Here is a 15,243-nt window from a genome sequence, read left to right on the forward strand (position 1 = left end):
CAGGGGCTTTACGTCTGTTCGCAGCCGGGCCCAGTTCGCCCGACCCACCCACGCATGGTCTGTTTCACACCGCTTCGCGCAGATCATTTCGCTGAGAAAACGTCAGTCGCTGGACGAAGCCTTGGCGCTCAAGGCTCGCCACCCGGATTGGGTGGCGCTCAAAGACGGTCCGCCCGCGCCCGGGTTCGACATGGTCAACTCGCCGGGCCTGCTGCGGTCTGTTGACCTTGACGGACGGACCGTTGTGCAGAAAACCACGGCAGGGACGGTCGGCGCCCTCGCAGTCAAGGAGGCGTCGCTGGTGCTGTGCGCCAGCTTCGTGGTGGCGGAGGCGACGGCTCGGCTCTTGCGGACGCGCAAGAGTGACAGTGTCACGTTCGTGGTCACTGGCGAAGATGGGCAGGCCGATGAGGATCTGGCGTGTGCTCAATACATCGCTCGGAGGGTCACCGAGGCGGGGACGGATGCTGCTGAGTTCCTCCGCCGCGCTGCCGAGTCGCGCGCCGCTGCCGAGCTGGCGGAGGGTGTGCGTCAGGGAGTCCATTCTGATGACGTTGCACTCTGTCTTGAGGTGGACCGGTTCCCCTTTGCCATGGTGGCGACCTTGGAAGGTTCGCCCATGGTCCTCCGTCGGTGCGCCATGCCTTCGCTGACCGACGATGCCCCGATCTGATCGCTGGTGAGGTCGAACTCGCAGCATGCGAGAGTCAGCACCCAGTCGGGTATGCGGCATCAGCTGCATGTCCCGATGACGGTGGTTCGGGGTGGCGGCAGGCGGCTGACCTGGGTTGTGCCGACGGCGGCTTCGCGGAGCCGGATGATTTCTTCGTGCTGGGCGGCGAGCCGGGCCAGGGCCCGACCGCGGAAGTCGGTGAGTTCTTCGACCGTCTGCTCCGACTGGGTCAGCCGTTCCCGGAGCTTGGTGATCTCTTCCTTGAGCCGGGTGATCTGGGCCTCGCGGGGGTCGGGGATCTCGCCGGCGTCGTGAAGTGCCTGCACGCGTCGTTCGAACTCGGCGCGGAGGTGAGCGTAAGGGCGAGTGCCGTAGAACGCGGTGCGGTCGACGGCGGCCTCACTGGCGAGGGTCTTGATGTCACACTTTCCGCCGGGCGGGATCTCGCCGCGAAGAAGGCGGTCGATGGCGGCCCGTATGCGGTTCTCGTTCTCGGTCCGCTGAGCTGTGGAGATTCTCATGAGGCTTCCTCGTCCACGGTGTTGGCAGTGTCGATCTCGGCGACAACGCGGAGGGCCCGGTCGTAGTCGGCCTGGAGCCGGGTGCGTTCGGTCTTTCGTGTGGTGCCGAGCTGCCCGAGGAAGATCTCGGTCCGTTCGGCGTGCTCGGCCCAGACGGGGCGATGGCAGGGATGATGGGTGGCCTGCGGACAGCGGGCGGAGTCACACATCCCGACCAGCGGACGGTCGGCCTTCGGGGTGCTGGCCAGCTTCAGGCAGAGGGCCCGGGACGGGTCGGTGAACCAGCAGTAGTTCGCGGGCCCGAGGTGAAGCACCTTGGAGCATTCGGTCAACAGGTTGAGCACGTCGCGGTCACTGCGCTGGGTCTTGGGTGCCGTGACTGCTGCCGGGTCGAGCTTCTCGTCGATGCTGGCGAAGAACTCGGTGAGGCCCCGGGCGCCTGGACCGGCCGGCAGGATGCCCTGCTGGTAGTTGCGGAACTCTTCCATGACCAGGCTGAGGTTCCAGTCAGTCTCGTGCTTGTTGACCTCGGCCAGCAACTCGGCCTGAGCCCCGCCGGGGCGGGAGGCATACCCCTCGGTAGTGGCCACTGCGGCCGCCCGCGCTCTGGGCGCCGACACCGAAGCCATCCTGACCGCCGCCCACAAGCCCCGGACGACGGCCTGCCCGGTCGGCCGGGCACGCCGCGCAGATGATCGACGTGGCCCGCGGTCGTGGACAACGGCGTCATGTGGGCAAACCTGCCCTGTGATTTCCCGTATCGGCGGGTGCACGCCCTCGCGCGCCGCTGGCGGATCCAGGGCCTGCTCACCGAGCTCCACGATCGTCTGCGCGACCGCGTCCGGGAGAAGCCGGCGCATCGTCGTCAAGCACACCGATGCCGAGATGTGCCTCTGGCGGCCGCTGCAGGGCCGCACCGGGCGCCGCGAGGACTACGCCGAGACACACCGCGCCATCGCCGGACTGGTCTCCGACCGCGCCACCCGGCCCGTGCACAGCACCGAACTGGTGCTCGCCCAACAGGCTGCTACTGATCAACCACCAGCCGCGCCCGCAGGCGAGCACGCCCCGACCTCAAACGCCGACCGCGTCGTCACTTGGACGCGCCACGGCACCCCCTCCAGGAGGAGCACGGCCGGAACAGACCAGGACCCCGCGTGGCGCGTCCTGAGGAGAAGGAGCCGAAGGTCGTCCAGGCGCTCGGTGCACCACGACAGACGCTGCGACATCGTCGCGCCGCGCACTTGGAGGTTGCCCCCCAGCAGCACGCGACTGGCCTCGCCCCCCACGTGTACGCCCACGGACGGCACCATCAGGCTGTCCAGTCGTCCGGACACTCACCTCTCCATCGCCTCGCTGACGGCTGCTTCAGGAGATGTGCTGCGACCTCTTGACGCCCCGAGTGATGCACCTTACTTTCAGGGGTCTGCAGATTGCCGATCGTCTGACAATCTGCATTTTGGTCGACCACCCGAAGAGGGTCAGGGCCAGTTCCCGAGGAGTCGTTGGCCCTCGAAAAACGAGGAAGCGAGCACCAAGCCGATGGAGTCAGTACTTGTCGGAGTGGACCACAGCGAGAGTTCAAGACGGGCGGTGAAGTTCGCCCTGGAGCGGGCGCGAGTGAACCAGTGGCGGATGTCGATCGCCTACGTCATCAACTGGTCGCCCTACAACACGTTCCGCACACAGCAGGACAACGAGGCCCGGCCCGTGGTTCGTAAGGCCGAGATCGAACGGGCGCAGGCGGAGGTCATCGATCCCATCCTGAGTTGGGCCGAGTCGGAGAAGCACCTCGGTGACGTGGAGGTGACGCCGGTGATCCGCCACGGGCGCCCTTCAGAGGTTCTCGCCGACATCGCCGCCGAGGGCGGTCATGACCTCATCGTCGTCGGCCGGACCGGGGAGTCGAACCTGCGCACGGCGATCTTCGGGAGCACCGCCTACCGCCTGGTTCAGCACGCACCTGTCGCGGTGGTGGTGGTCCCGTGATGGCTACTTCCCCGATACACGCCACAGTGCTGGCGGCGACGTCCGAGAGCGGCGTCGACGCCTGGCTCGAGCGGTACTTCGGGCCGTTCGCCGAATGGCTGGCCTCTGTCGTCTTCTACTCGGTGCCCCTGTTCGGGACCGAGGTCCCGCTCATCGTGACGTGGCTCGTCGTCTGCGGCGTCTTCTTCACGATCTGGCTCAAGTTCCTCAACGTCCGGGGGATGAAGCACGCCGTAGACCTGGTGCGGGGCAAGTACACCCCGCCCGATGCCGAGGGTGAGGTCACCCACTTCCAGGCACTGGCGACGGCGCTCTCCAGCACCGTGGGGCTCGGGAACATCGCGGGCGTCGCGGTGGCCATCAGTCTCGGCGGTCCCGGAGCGGCCTTCTGGATGGTGCTCGCCGGGTTCGTCGGAATGTCGACGAAGATGGCCGAGTGCATGCTCGCCGTCAAGTATCGCCATGTTCACCCCGACGGCACCATCTCCGGTGGGCCGATGTACTACCTGCGTGACGGACTGGCCGAGATCGGTTACAAGAAGATCGGCAAGTTCCTCGCCGTGGCGTGGGCCATCTGCATGATGATCGCGGCCCTGGGGACCAACGCCTTTCAGGCCAACCAAGCCACCGAGCAGCTCGTCGGTGTCTCCGGGGACGGGTCCCTCGGCACGTGGCTGGGCGACAACCGGTGGGCGGTCGGCGTCACCATGGCGGTGCTGGCCGGCGCCGTCATCATCGGCGGGATCAAGTCGATCGCCCGGGTCACCAGTGTGATGGTGCCCTTCATGGCGGTTCTTTACGTTCTCGGGTGTCTGGTCGTCCTCGTGACCCACATCGGGTCCATTCCGGCCGCGGTCGGCGATATCGTCACGGGTGCGTTCTCGCCACAGGGCGTTGCCGGCGGAGTCGTCGGGGCTCTCATCGTCGGCTTCCAGCGGGCGACCTTCTCGAATTCCGCGGGAGTCGGTGACGCGCCGATCGCGCACTCCGTGGTCAAGACCAAGCGCCCGCCGACGGAAGGCTTCGTCGCCTCGCTCGAACCGTTCGTCGACACCATCATCGTCTGCTCGATGACCGCGTTGACGATCGTCGTGACCGGAACGTGGCAGGGCTCCGACGCGGGTGAGGTCAGCGGGGTCACCCTCACCTCGCGCTCCTTCGAGTCCGTCGTCTCGTGGTTCCCCTACATCCTGGCCGTCGCGGTGCTGCTGTTCGCCTTCTCCACGATTCTCAGCAACTCGTACTACGGGATGAAGGGCTTCGGATATCTCCTCGGGGACAACGGCAAGGCCGAAATGGCGTACAAGGGCGTCTTCCTCTGCTTCACCGTCATCGGGGCGGCGTCCGCGCTGGGTCCGGTCATCCTGTTCGCGGACTCGATCTTCTTCCTCCTGGCCCTGGTCAACGTGATCGGGCTGTACTTCCTGGCCAAGATGGTCCGCCGGGAGTTCAGGAAGTACTGGGGGGAACTGCAGGCGGGTGAGTACGAAATGGTCCGCGCGCCCCGTAAGTCGGAGATGGCATGAGGCGTACCGATCCCACGGCGTTGCTGCACGCCGCACGCGTCTGAGGAGGAAGGCATCGCCTGCGTCATCGTCACCCACGACATGGCGTTCGCCTCCAAGGCCGCCGGCCTCCTCTGCTTCTTCGAGGACGGCGTGATCAAGGAGGATGCCCTGCCCAGCGAGGCTTTCAGCAATCCCCGCACACCGGGCCTCAGTGCCTTCATCGACGCCATCCGCTTCTGAACACACCTCCCTGGAACTGCGACCCCGCTCACCACACCGAACCGGAGCCCGCTGCGCGGGTCCGAGCGGGGTTGCGCACCGTGGCAGGCCCCCGGGTCTCCTCCCCTGTCCGGGGGTCTGCCACGGTGTTCACCCCGGACGCTCTGCTTCGTACTGAAAGTTGAAGGGTCTCAGGCATGTCCCGACTCACCGAGTTCGCCCGCACACTGGCCTCCGGACCGAACTTCGCGACGGTCGCCACCATCGGCAAGGACGGTCTGCCGCAGCAGACCGTGGTCTGGGTGAAGGCCACCGACGACGGCGTCGCCTTCTCCACCGTCGATGGCCGGGTCAAACACCTCAACCTGCTGCGTGACCCGCGCGCCAGCGTACTGATCACCGACCGCGACAACGCCCACGTGTACGCCGTCGTACGCGGACCGGTCACCATCACCCGGGACGGCGGCCCGGAACTGATCGACGAACTCTCCCGCAAGTACGATGGCCGACCCTGGCAGGAGCGCGCGACGAGTCCCAGGGTGGTCGTGACCGTCCGGGCCGAGCACGTAACCGAGTACGGCGCCTGAAACCGCCGTGGGCCGCGCCGATGATCGCGCCCGAACGGTTCACTCGTGAACCCGGGACCGGCCGCCCCGAGACGCCCCTTGGCCTCCCCCGGCGGTGAACAGCGCTCACGTCCCCTTTGGGGTCACGGCAGCGCCTACGATGCGGTCTGACAATCTGCGGAGGATCAATGAGCGAACGCGCCCCCGCACAACAGCCGGACCCCGGCCGACCACCCCAGCAGACCCGCCGCGACGCCGTGGTGAACGGGCTGCGGCGCGCCATCCTGGCCGGTGAGCTGGGGCCGGGGCAGCGGCTCCGTGAGGTGCAGATCAGCGAACAGATGGGGGTCAGCCGGCCGACCCTCCGTGAGGCCATTTACCAGCTGATCCACGAAGGATTACTTGAGCAGCAGCCCTACCGCGGCGTCGTCGTGACCACGATCGACGAGAAGTTCATCACCGACGTAGCCGCAGCCCGGGTCGCCCTGGAGCAACTTGCCGCCCGCGCCCTGGCCAACGACCCCGACGGCTCCCGCAAGGCCAAACTCCGCGACTGCTGGGAGGAGTACAAGGCCGCACACGCCTCCCATGACGCGGACCGCCTCCGCCAGGCCCATATCAACCTGCACCGGACGATCTGGTCCGCCTCCGACAACACCATGCTCGAACGCATGTGACCCACCGTCGAAGCCCAGATCAACATCGCCATCACGGTCGACGAGAGCACCCGCTCGGACCCCGACCGCGCCCTCCACGTCCACGAACGACTGTTCGACGTGATCCTGGACGGCGACCCTCGGCTCATCGACGCCGAAGCCGAGCGGCACACCATGTGGAGTGCGGCGGGACTCATCGACATGCTCGCCGAACGGAAGAAGAGCGCCCGCAGGCCGGACGCCGTGTGATCGGGCCCGGCAGAACAGGCGGGAGCCATCACGACCGGCTTTGAGCGCCAGGCCACAACCTTGCCCACAGCCGGCCGGCCCGCGGCCTCAAGACTGTCGGCCGACTCGATCAAGCAGTCGACTTCCCCGACCGAACGGCTCATCGCTCATCGGTGGCCGACCCCAAGGCAGTCACTCGCCGTGACTGCCTTGCGTCATCAGACCGCTGTCGCCTGCCGGCGGTTTCCTCTCTTGCCTGCTGCCGCATCTCCCCGTGGCCATCCAGAGCTTGCCGCAGCCCCGTAGACCTTGCTCGGCGGTGTCTCCTCGCCCCCAAGCGCAGGCGGGCGGAATTCTGCTGGGCCCGGCCCAGCCGCTCCCTCTGGGGAGCGGCTGGGGAGTTCTCGTCACCCGGGGAGGCTCTGGGGAGTTCGGGCCGGAGCTCTCCTCCGCCCACTCCCCCAGCAGGCTATCGATCGCCCTGCGCCCCTTCCTCCCCGCCTCCAGTACGGCCCCGGTAGGGGCCGGTTGCCCGCGGCCGGTGGCGGGGCGCGTCACCCGTGCCCGTGCTCCGCCGGGCCGCTGTCCTCGGTGTGCTCGTCCTCCCCGGCGGCGGTGTCACCGCCGAGGCCCGCCCGGACGGTGAAGCTCGCGGTGCGCACCTCGCCGTCGTGCTTGAAGTCGAGGAAGAGGCGGTAGGCGTGGGCGCTGGGCGCGGTGGCGGTGAAGGAGACAGTGGGCCCGGGCTTCGTCTTGGCGTCACCTGCTTCGCTGTTGGGGTGGACGTGCAGGTAGGCCAGGTCTCCGGCGCGCAGCGCCACCAGGTGCCCGTACGCGCCGAGGTAGGGCTGCAGGTCGGTCACCGGCTTGCCGTCCTTGCTCACCTCGAAGGTCAGGTCCCGGGCAGAGCCGGTGTCGAGGTCGCCGCTCAGGGCGACCGTGTAGCCGTCGACCTCGCTGGTGCTCACCTGCTGGGGCAGCTCCTGCGGCTCGTAGCTGCCCGCCACCGCCAAGTCGGTGCCCAGGGTGAGGCTTTCACCGCCCTCCGCGGCCGGGGCGAAGTCCGCGAAGAGGCGGTAGTCCCCGGCCGTCGGCAGGTTCACGGACGTGCGCCACGTGCCGTCGGCGTCGCGCGTGGGGTGCAGGTGGCGGTAGACGGTCAGGTCGCGGGAGGCCAGGATCAGGTGGAGCTCCTTCTCCTGCTCCACCTCGTAGTCCGTGACCGCCTGCCCCTGCGCGTCGAGGATCGCGAACCGGATCTCGGTGCCGCGCCCGCGCTCGATCCGCGGGGTCCTCAGGTCGATCGAGTAGCCGTGGGCCGAGACCTGAAGCCCCTCGGGTACTTCCGCGGCGTCGTCCGCACCGCCGGCTTCCGCCGCCACGACCTCACGGCTGGTTCGCGCACCCGGTGCGGCATCCACGTCGCCTGATCCGGCGAGGCTGCCCACGCCGTAGGCCGCGCCGAACACGACGGCGAGCGCCGCGGCGAAGCCGGTGATCTTCGGCCAGGTCTTCATAAAAGTCTCCCGGGAGGGCCGCAGAAGGAACGTCACCCGAGGAATTTATACCCCCGTGGGGTATGAGGCAACAACCGGCTTGAATATACGGCTGGGGGGCATATAGCCTACCCCCCGGAGGTATGCGATCTTCACCTCTCGGGAATACCCCCAAGGGGTATATCGTTTGTCCCCGTGTCGGGAGGAGCGGCAATCAAGCCTTCTCCCTGGAGTACCCGCGCATCGACACCTGAGGTGAAACCCATGACCGCCCAGATCGCCACCGAGATCGCCGGAGAGTCTCCATGACCAGCACGGCTCCCGATACGACAAGGACACTGCCCGGCCCGGCATCCGCCTCCGCCGCCCCCTCCGAGGTCGAGCTCTCCATCGGCGGCATGACGTGCGCCTCCTGCTCGGCCCGCATCGAGAAGAAGCTCAACCGCATGGACGGCGTCACGGCGACCGTCAACTTCGCCACCGAGAAGGCGAAGATCTCCTATCCGGAGGGCATCGAGGTCGCCGAGCTCATCGCCACCGTCGAGAAGACCGGCTACACGGCCGAGGAGCCGCGTCCTCCCACTCCGTCGGCCGATGACGAGGGAGGGGGAGAGGGAGACGCCCGGGCGGCGGCCGGACCTGCTGCGGACGGGGAGTTGCTCTCCCTGCGGCAGCGTCTGCTGGGGTCGCTCGCGCTCTCGGTGCCGGTCGTGCTGATGGCCATGGTTCCGGCGCTGCAGTTCGACAACTGGCAGTGGCTGTCGCTGACTCTGGCCGCACCGGTCGTCGTCTGGGGCGCGTTCCCCTTCCACAGGGCCGCGTTCGCCAACGCCCGGCACGGCGCCGCGACCATGGACACCCTGGTGTCCCTCGGCACGCTCGCCGCGCTCGGCTGGTCGTTGTGGGCGCTGTTCTTCGGCCACGCGGGCATGCCGGGTATGCGGCACGGCTTCGAGTTCACCATCTCCCGTTCGGACGGCTCCTCCTCCATCTACCTGGAGGCCGCGGCCGGTGTGACCACGTTCATCCTCGCGGGCCGCTACCTGGAGGCGAAGTCCAAGCGCAAGGCGGGAGCGGCGCTGCGGGCGCTGCTGGAAATGGGCGCCAAGGACGTCTCCGTACTGCGCAACGGCGAGGAAGTACGCATCCCCGTCGCACGGTTGGCGGTCGGTGACCGCTTCGTCGTACGCCCCGGAGAGAAGATCGCGACCGACGGCACCGTCGTCGACGGGTCCTCGGCGGTGGACGCCTCGATGCTGACCGGCGAGTCGGTGCCGGTGGACGTGACCGTCGGCGACGCCGTGACCGGTGCGACCGTGAACGCCGGTGGGCGGCTGGTCGTCGAGGCGACCCGCATCGGCGCGGACACCCAGCTCGCCCGGATGGCGAAGCTGGTCGAGGACGCGCAGAACGGCAAGGCCGAGGTGCAGCGGCTCGCCGACCGGATCTCCGGCGTCTTCGTGCCCGCCGTCCTGTTCATCGCCGCCGCCACCCTCGGTGCCTGGCTCGGCGCCACGGGCGAGGTGGCCGCCGCCTTCACGGCCGCCGTGGCCGTGCTGATCATCGCCTGTCCGTGCGCGCTCGGCCTGGCCACGCCGACCGCTCTGATGGTCGGCACCGGCCGCGGTGCCCAGCTCGGCATCCTCATCAAGGGCCCGGAGGTCCTGGAGTCCACCCGCCGCGTCGACACCGTCGTCCTGGACAAGACCGGCACGGTGACCACCGGCCGGATGCAACTCCAGGACGTCTTCACCGTGCCCGGCGTGGACGAGGTCGAACTGCTGCGGGTGGCAGGTGCGTTGGAGCACGCCTCGGAGCACCCGATCGCCCGGGCCATCGCGGCCGGGGCCGGCGAGCGAAGCGAGACGGGTGTCCACCCGGCCGAAGGCCGGCGGAGGGCCGGAAGCCTGCCGGTGCCGGAGAGCTTCGAGAACGTCGCCGGCCTCGGCGTCCAGGGCGTCGTGGACGGGCGCGCCGTACTCGTGGGCCGCGAGAAGCTCCAGGACGAGTGGGCCATCGAGCTGCCCCGCGAGCTGGCCGAGGCCAAGGCCGCCGCAGAGGCCGAGGGACGTACGGCGGTCGCCGTCGCCTGGGACGGCGAGGCGCGGGGCGTCCTCACCGTCGCCGACGCGATCAAGGAGACCAGCGCTGAGGCGGTGGCGGAACTACGAGGGCTCGGCCTGAGGCCCGTCCTCCTGACCGGCGACAACCGACTCGTCGCCGAGTCGGTCGCCCGGGCCGTCGGCATCGACGAGGTGATCGCCGAAGTCCTGCCCCAGGACAAGGTCGACGTGGTCAAGCGGCTGCAGAAGGAAGGCCGTACGGTCGCCATGGTCGGCGACGGCGTCAACGACGCGGCCGCGCTGGCCACCGCCGACCTGGGCCTGGCGATGGGCACCGGCACCGACGCGGCGATCGAGGCGGGCGACCTGACCCTCGTACGCGGTGACCTGCGGGTGGCTGCCGACGCCATCCGCCTGTCCCGCAAGACCCTCACCACCATCAAGGGCAACCTCTTCTGGGCCTTCGGCTACAACGTCGCGGCCCTGCCGCTCGCCGCGCTCGGCATGCTCAACCCGATGATCGCCGGAGCCGCGATGGCCTTCTCCTCGGTCTTCGTCGTCACCAACAGTCTGCGCCTGCGGTCCTTCAGATAGACCAGGGCACATCACCAGGGCGAAACACGGCTCACCGCGAACGGTCTCTCAGGGAGTCCTGGCCCAGGCCGTGGTCCCGATGCGGCCCGTGTTGCCGAGGTCGATGCGGCCTTGCGGGGTGATGATCTCGGCGGGCCTGCCCAGCGCCGTGGCAAAACGCAGGTAAGTGCCGCTCACCGCGGTCGTGGTGGTGTCGGTGACCGTGTTGCGCCAGACCAGCACCGTGTGCGCCGACTGACCGGGCTTCAGGCTGACGGGGTGCGGGCCGGGGTCGGGCTGGCCCGTCGTGACCGGCTCCGTGCCTTCGAGGATCTGCACGTCGAGGGCTTCGCGGTGCTCGTCGAGGACCTGGACATCGGGGTAGCCGTAGACGTCGTACGTCGTCGTACCGCAGTTGGTGACGGTCACGCTCATCGCCCGCAGGCCCATCGCGGCGCTGATCGCCTCCGGCTGGATCCGTATGCCGGAGGGCGGGCAACCGGTCGACGTGGCGGGCGGGGAGTCCGCCGCCCCGGGAACGTCGACGCCGAGGTCCGTCGGGACCGCGCCCGGCGTCACGCCGTCGGGCGGTTCCGTCTCCGCGAGCGAGGCCGCCGCCTCGGAGGGCCTGGCCGTGCGTGCGGGATCGACTTCGCGGTCCAGCTCGGCCGACAGCCCGCAGCCGCTCACGGTGAGGGCCAGGATCGACACAGCCGGCAACAGCGCGCGGGGGGCCGTACGGCCGCGTATCGGAATCACGCGGCCGATCATGGCACGCGCCGTGGGCGGAAGCCGTGACTCCGCCCACGTGCCCTCCTCACTCGCTCCGCCCGCGTGCCGTCACCAGTCCCGACTCGTAGGCGAACACGACCAGTTGGGCCCGGTCCCGGGCCCCGAGCTTCGTCATCGCCCTGCTGATGTGCGTCTTGGCCGTGAACGGGCTGATGACCATGTGCGCGGCGATCTCCTCGTTGGTCAGGCCGCGGGCGGCGAGGGCGGTGACCTCGCGTTCGCGGCGGGTGAGGGTCTCCAGGCCGGGGGCGGTGGCACGGTCCGGAGGGCGGGAGACGAACTCGCCGATCAGGGTGCGGGTGACCGACGGGGACAGCAGGGCCTCGCCGCGGGCGACGACCTCGATGGCCTGGAGGAGGTCGTCGGGCTCGGTGTCCTTGAGGAGGAAACCGCTGGCGCCCGCCCGCAGCGCCTCGAAGACGTACTCGTCCAGGCCGTAGTTGGTGAGGATGACCACGCGGACACCGGACAGCTCCGGGTCGGCCGCGATGCGGCGGGTCGCCTCGATGCCCGTCATCACCGGCATCTGTACGTCGACGAGGGCGATGTCCGGAACCTCCGCGCGGACGAGGGCCAGCCCCTGTTCCCCGTCGGCGGCCTCGCCCACCACTTCGATGCCGTCCTCGGCGTCGAGCAGAGCACGGAAGCCGGCACGCATCAGGGCCTGGTCGTCGACCAGTGCGACCCGGATCGGTCCACAGCCCACCGGCACCCCGCGGGCCCCGCGCTCCGCCTCGCTCACGCCGCCCCCTCCCCCGCACCGTGCGACGGCAGTTCGGCCCGCACCGAGAAACCGCCGTCCGCGCGCGGGCCGGCGTCCAGACTGCCGCCGAGGGCCGTGACGCGTTCGCGCATGCCGGTGAGGCCGGTGCCCGGGGCGGGCGGCCGGGCGGGGTCGGCACAGCCGTCGTCGTCGACGCGTATCGCCAGCTTCTCCGCCCCGTAGTCGAGTTGGACGCTCACCTTGGCGGGTCCCGCGTGCCGGGCGGCGTTCGTCAGGCCTTCCTGGACGATGCGGTACGCGGCCCGGTCCACGGCCGCCGTCAGCGGGCGTTCGTCGCCGGTGACCGTCAGGTCGACGGTGAGGCCAGCCGCGCGTGCCCGTTCCACGAGGAGCGCGGGTGTGCCGGTCGGCTCGTCCGTGCGCAACACCTCCAGTGTGGCCCGCAGTTCGCGCATCGCCTCACCGCTCGCCTCCTGGATGGCGAGCAGCGCGGGCGGCACCTCCTCGCCGCGCTTGCGGGCGAGGTGGACGGCGACTCCCGCCTGGAGCTTGACGATCGAGATGCTGTGCGTGAGCGAGTCGTGCAACTCCCGGGCTATGCGGAGCCGTTCCTCGCCCGCCCGGCGCAGGGCGGCCTCCTCGCGGGTGCGTTCCGCCTCCAGCGCGCGCTGTTCCGTCTGGCGCAGGTACGCCTGCCAGTTGCGGTCGGCGAGACCGGTGACCACGGCGCACAGGAACCAGCCGACGAGCAGCGCGGCGCGCTCGGCCGTCTCCTGGGCCCCCGGGCCCGTGGCGAGGTATCCCGCGAGGAACACGGCACTCGCCACGGCCGCCACCCCTCGGTGCCCCACCCGGGCCGCCGTATGGACGGCGCCGAGCACGGGGAGGGCGGACACGGGGCCCGGGTGGGCGTGCAGGACGTACGCCGTCATGGCCGCCGTACTCACCACGAGGACGCCGCGCGGCGCCCGGCGATGGCCCGCGAGAACCAGGGACCCGACGGCGATGAGCGCGTGGTCGAGCGCCGTCGTGCCGTCGTCGAACGCGGCCGCGACCACGACCACGGCGCCCACGACGACGGCGAGCGTCACATCGGCCAGCCACCTGCGAACGACCTGGTGCGATTGCATGCACGGCACGTTAGCGCCCGGCACCGACAGTGACGTCAGCCCTGTGGACGGATCCCGGACTACTCCCGGCGAAGTAGTCCGCGCCGCGCCCCGCCCCGTCGGCTCAGCCGCGAATGCCTCCGGCCGTACGACGATTCCGGGCACCTCCCGAAGCCAGGGTTACGACAACCGGCAAACCCCGCACACCGACCACAAGGAGGCCCCATGCCCACCCCCTTCCGCCACACCGCCCCACCCCCGCCCGGGTCCGCCACCGGCGTCACCGCCGAGGTGTACGCCCAACTCGCCGTGGACTTCGGCATCGAGCGGGCCAGTCTCTTCGTGGCGCTCTCCTCGGCGCCCGAAATCCTCGCCCCCACCTGGGCGTTGCTGCGGGAGTCGCTGATCGCGGGGGCGGGCGGCCGGTCCGGCAAGGAGGTCGTGGCCCTCGGGGTCTCGCTCGTCAACCGCTGCCCCTTCTGTGTGGACGCGCACACGGTCATGCTCCACGCCACCGGGGACCACGGCCTCGCGGAGCTCATCGCGAAGGGTGGGACTCCCGACGACGAGGCGCACGCGCGCGTGCTGGCCTGGGCGAAAGCGACCCGCGTACCGGGTGGCCCGGGCCTCAGCCCGCTCCCCTTCGCCCGGGAGGAGGCCGCCGCCCACATCGGCACCGCCCTCTCGTTCCACTTCATCAACCGCATGGTGTCCGCCCTGCTGACCGAGAATCTCCTCCCGTACAACGCCCAGCGCTTCCGCGCGGTCCGCAGCCTGGGCGGCCGTTCGCTCGCGAAGACCGTCCGCCGCCGCCACACCCCGGGCGTGAGCCTGCCGCTCCTGGACGACTCCGGCCCCGGACCGCAGTGGGCGGCCGGCACGACGGTCGGCCCGGCCTACGCGGCCCTGCGCACCGCCGCCACCGCGGGCGCGGGCCTCCTCGACGAGCCCGAGCGGGATCTCGTACGGGAAACGCTGTACGCCTGGGATGGGGCGCACCCGTCGCTCGCGTGGGACGGCCTGCCGAGCCGGCACGACAGCCCTGGCGCGCGGCTGGCTCTCCTGACCGCGCTGGCCCCGTACCGCATCACGGACGAGGACGTGGCGGCCTGGCGCACGCCCGCCCACACCGACCACTGCCTGGTCCACCTCTTCGCCTACGGCGCGTTCGCCGCCGTCGACCGCATCGAGAGCGCCCTGCCCGTGCGGGCACAGCACCCGCACCCCCAGAAGGAGACGGCATGACCGCGACCGCCAACCCGCCCCAGGCGCAGGCCTGGAACGGTTTCCTGGGCACACACTGGGCCACGCACCAGGAGCGGTACGACACGATGCTCTCCGCCGTCGACGACGCGTTGTTCGAGGGCGCGGCGATCCGCGCGGGCGACCGGGTGCTCGACGTCGGCTGCGGCGCCGGGGCGACGACCCGGACCGCGGCCCGGCTGGCCCCGCACGGGCACGCGGTGGGCGTCGACATCTCGGAGCCGCTGCTGCGCAGGGCACGGGAGCTGACCGCCGCCGAGGGGGTGCCGAACACCGCCTACGAGCACGCCGACGCCGACCTGCACCGCTTCCCTCTGGGCGGGTACAACGTCGTCATCAGCCGGGGCGGGGTCATGTTCTTCGCCGACCACGCGGCCGCCTTCCGCAATCTGGCGCGAGCGCTCAGGCTGGGCGGACGGTTGGCGTTCGTGTGCCCCCGGCCGCCGGGGCCGGACACTGAGGAGTCGCGGATTCTCGGGCTGTTCAACAGGCTCCTGGAGGAGCGCGAAGGGCCGGCGGTACCGGACGCGCACGCCGCGGGGACGGCGATGATGTCGCTGACCGAGCCGTCCCGCATCCGGGCCGCGCTGCGGGACTACGTGGAGGTGACCGTCGCTCCGGTCGACGTGGCGACGGTGTGGGGGCGTGACGCGGCGGACGCGGCCGGCTTCCTGCTGTCCCGCACCCCGGACCGGACGGTCTCGGCCGACACCCGCTCCGCCCTGGAGGACATGCTGCGGCCGTACGAGACGGACCGAGGCGTACGACTGCGGGCGGGCGTCTGGCTGGTGACCGCCGTCGCTCCGTGCACAGCGCGGAAACCGTGAGGCTCTGTCACCACGCCGCCACGGAGCGAGTTGGCA

Annotated in this window: 16 protein-coding genes; 10 read left to right on the forward strand and 6 right to left on the reverse strand. The window is 70.2% G+C overall.

What is annotated here, in order from left to right; translation table 11 throughout:
- Window positions 1-673, forward strand: a 673-nt coding sequence (locus tag ACWD3C_RS26795; RefSeq protein WP_451148158.1) for a 2-phosphosulfolactate phosphatase, incomplete at its 5' end; no start/stop codon positions are given.
- Between the two features lie 59 nt (window positions 674-732).
- Here ACWD3C_RS26795 and ACWD3C_RS26800 read toward each other — a convergent pair.
- Complete coding sequence (locus ACWD3C_RS26800; RefSeq protein ID WP_451148160.1) at window positions 733-1,194, reverse strand: hypothetical protein; 462 nt, start codon at window positions 1,192-1,194, stop codon at window positions 733-735.
- Window positions 1,191-1,814, reverse strand: a complete 624-nt coding sequence (locus ACWD3C_RS26805) for a hypothetical protein (protein WP_451148162.1) — start codon at window positions 1,812-1,814, stop codon at window positions 1,191-1,193. The genes ACWD3C_RS26800 and ACWD3C_RS26805 overlap by 4 nt, the downstream gene beginning before the upstream one ends.
- 922 nt (window positions 1,815-2,736) lie before the next feature.
- Here ACWD3C_RS26805 and ACWD3C_RS26810 point away from each other — a divergent pair.
- From ACWD3C_RS26810 to ACWD3C_RS26835, 6 genes are all read left to right on the forward strand, one after another.
- A complete protein-coding gene (locus ACWD3C_RS26810; protein ID WP_451148164.1) occupies window positions 2,737-3,183 on the forward strand; it encodes a universal stress protein in 447 nt (148 codons plus the stop codon).
- The gene (locus ACWD3C_RS26815; RefSeq protein WP_451148166.1) at window positions 3,183-4,709 is read left to right on the forward strand and encodes an alanine/glycine:cation symporter family protein; all 1,527 of its coding nucleotides are present in this window, start codon (window positions 3,183-3,185) and stop codon (window positions 4,707-4,709) included. The genes ACWD3C_RS26810 and ACWD3C_RS26815 overlap by 1 nt, the downstream gene beginning before the upstream one ends.
- An 81-nt stretch (window positions 4,710-4,790) precedes the next feature.
- On the forward strand, window positions 4,791-4,931 hold the full coding sequence (locus tag ACWD3C_RS26820) for a hypothetical protein (RefSeq protein WP_451148168.1): 141 nt from the start codon (window positions 4,791-4,793) through the stop codon (window positions 4,929-4,931).
- A gap of 176 nt (window positions 4,932-5,107) precedes the next feature.
- Complete coding sequence (locus ACWD3C_RS26825; protein ID WP_451148170.1) at window positions 5,108-5,497, forward strand: PPOX class F420-dependent oxidoreductase; 390 nt, start codon at window positions 5,108-5,110, stop codon at window positions 5,495-5,497.
- 167 nt (window positions 5,498-5,664) lie between these two features.
- On the forward strand, window positions 5,665-6,153 hold the full coding sequence (locus tag ACWD3C_RS26830) for a GntR family transcriptional regulator (RefSeq protein ID WP_451148172.1): 489 nt from the start codon (window positions 5,665-5,667) through the stop codon (window positions 6,151-6,153).
- Between the two features lie 99 nt (window positions 6,154-6,252).
- Window positions 6,253-6,381 (forward strand): hypothetical protein, encoded by a 129-nt coding sequence (locus tag ACWD3C_RS26835; RefSeq protein WP_451148174.1) that lies wholly within the window; start codon window positions 6,253-6,255, stop codon window positions 6,379-6,381.
- A gap of 533 nt (window positions 6,382-6,914) precedes the next feature.
- Here the strand turns inward: ACWD3C_RS26835 and ACWD3C_RS26840 are convergent.
- Entirely contained in the window at window positions 6,915-7,877 is a 963-nt protein-coding gene (locus ACWD3C_RS26840) for a hypothetical protein (RefSeq protein ID WP_451148175.1), read from the reverse strand.
- 284 nt (window positions 7,878-8,161) lie between these two features.
- Between ACWD3C_RS26840 and ACWD3C_RS26845 the strand changes: the two genes are divergently transcribed.
- Window positions 8,162-10,513 (forward strand): heavy metal translocating P-type ATPase, encoded by a 2,352-nt coding sequence (locus tag ACWD3C_RS26845; protein ID WP_451148177.1) that lies wholly within the window; start codon window positions 8,162-8,164, stop codon window positions 10,511-10,513.
- Window positions 10,514-10,561: 48 nt separating this feature from the next.
- Here the strand turns inward: ACWD3C_RS26845 and ACWD3C_RS26850 are convergent, their stop codons facing one another.
- From ACWD3C_RS26850 to ACWD3C_RS26860, 3 genes are read right to left on the reverse strand one after another with little or no spacing between them, the layout of a single operon-like run.
- On the reverse strand, window positions 10,562-11,251 hold the full coding sequence (locus tag ACWD3C_RS26850) for a DUF4232 domain-containing protein (RefSeq protein WP_451148179.1): 690 nt from the start codon (window positions 11,249-11,251) through the stop codon (window positions 10,562-10,564).
- A gap of 58 nt (window positions 11,252-11,309) precedes the next feature.
- Entirely contained in the window at window positions 11,310-12,026 is a 717-nt protein-coding gene (locus ACWD3C_RS26855) for a response regulator (RefSeq protein ID WP_451148181.1), read from the reverse strand.
- The gene (locus ACWD3C_RS26860) at window positions 12,023-13,138 is read right to left on the reverse strand and encodes a sensor histidine kinase (RefSeq protein ID WP_451148183.1); all 1,116 of its coding nucleotides are present in this window, start codon (window positions 13,136-13,138) and stop codon (window positions 12,023-12,025) included. The genes ACWD3C_RS26855 and ACWD3C_RS26860 overlap by 4 nt, the downstream gene beginning before the upstream one ends.
- Window positions 13,139-13,342: 204 nt before the next feature.
- Between ACWD3C_RS26860 and ACWD3C_RS26865 the strand changes: the two genes are divergently transcribed.
- Both ACWD3C_RS26865 and ACWD3C_RS26870 read left to right on the forward strand, forming a co-directional pair.
- Window positions 13,343-14,362 carry a carboxymuconolactone decarboxylase family protein gene (locus ACWD3C_RS26865; protein WP_451148185.1) on the forward strand — a complete coding sequence of 340 codons (1,020 nt, stop codon included), beginning with the start codon at window positions 13,343-13,345 and terminating at the stop codon, window positions 14,360-14,362.
- Complete coding sequence (locus tag ACWD3C_RS26870) at window positions 14,359-15,207, forward strand: class I SAM-dependent methyltransferase (RefSeq protein ID WP_451148187.1); 849 nt, start codon at window positions 14,359-14,361, stop codon at window positions 15,205-15,207. Before ACWD3C_RS26865 ends, ACWD3C_RS26870 begins: the two co-directional genes overlap by 4 nt.
- Window positions 15,208-15,243: the final 36 nt, after the last annotated feature.

It is taken from the genome of Streptomyces sp. NPDC002845, from assembly GCF_053591955.1.

Coding starts and splice junctions, on each gene's coding strand:
- ACWD3C_RS26800 (WP_451148160.1), bottom strand. CDS start 1,194: ATGAGAATCTCCACAGCTCAGCGGACCGAGAACGAGAACCGCATACGG.
- ACWD3C_RS26810 (WP_451148164.1), top strand. CDS start 2,737: ATGGAGTCAGTACTTGTCGGAGTGGACCACAGCGAGAGTTCAAGACGG.
- ACWD3C_RS26815 (WP_451148166.1), top strand. CDS start 3,183: ATGGCTACTTCCCCGATACACGCCACAGTGCTGGCGGCGACGTCCGAG.
- ACWD3C_RS26820 (WP_451148168.1), top strand. CDS start 4,791: ATGGCGTTCGCCTCCAAGGCCGCCGGCCTCCTCTGCTTCTTCGAGGAC.
- ACWD3C_RS26825 (WP_451148170.1), top strand. CDS start 5,108: ATGTCCCGACTCACCGAGTTCGCCCGCACACTGGCCTCCGGACCGAAC.
- ACWD3C_RS26830 (WP_451148172.1), top strand. CDS start 5,665: ATGAGCGAACGCGCCCCCGCACAACAGCCGGACCCCGGCCGACCACCC.
- ACWD3C_RS26840 (WP_451148175.1), bottom strand. CDS start 7,877: ATGAAGACCTGGCCGAAGATCACCGGCTTCGCCGCGGCGCTCGCCGTC.
- ACWD3C_RS26845 (WP_451148177.1), top strand. CDS start 8,162: ATGACCAGCACGGCTCCCGATACGACAAGGACACTGCCCGGCCCGGCA.
- ACWD3C_RS26860 (WP_451148183.1), bottom strand. CDS start 13,138: ATGCAATCGCACCAGGTCGTTCGCAGGTGGCTGGCCGATGTGACGCTC.
- ACWD3C_RS26865 (WP_451148185.1), top strand. CDS start 13,343: ATGCCCACCCCCTTCCGCCACACCGCCCCACCCCCGCCCGGGTCCGCC.
- ACWD3C_RS26870 (WP_451148187.1), top strand. CDS start 14,359: ATGACCGCGACCGCCAACCCGCCCCAGGCGCAGGCCTGGAACGGTTTC.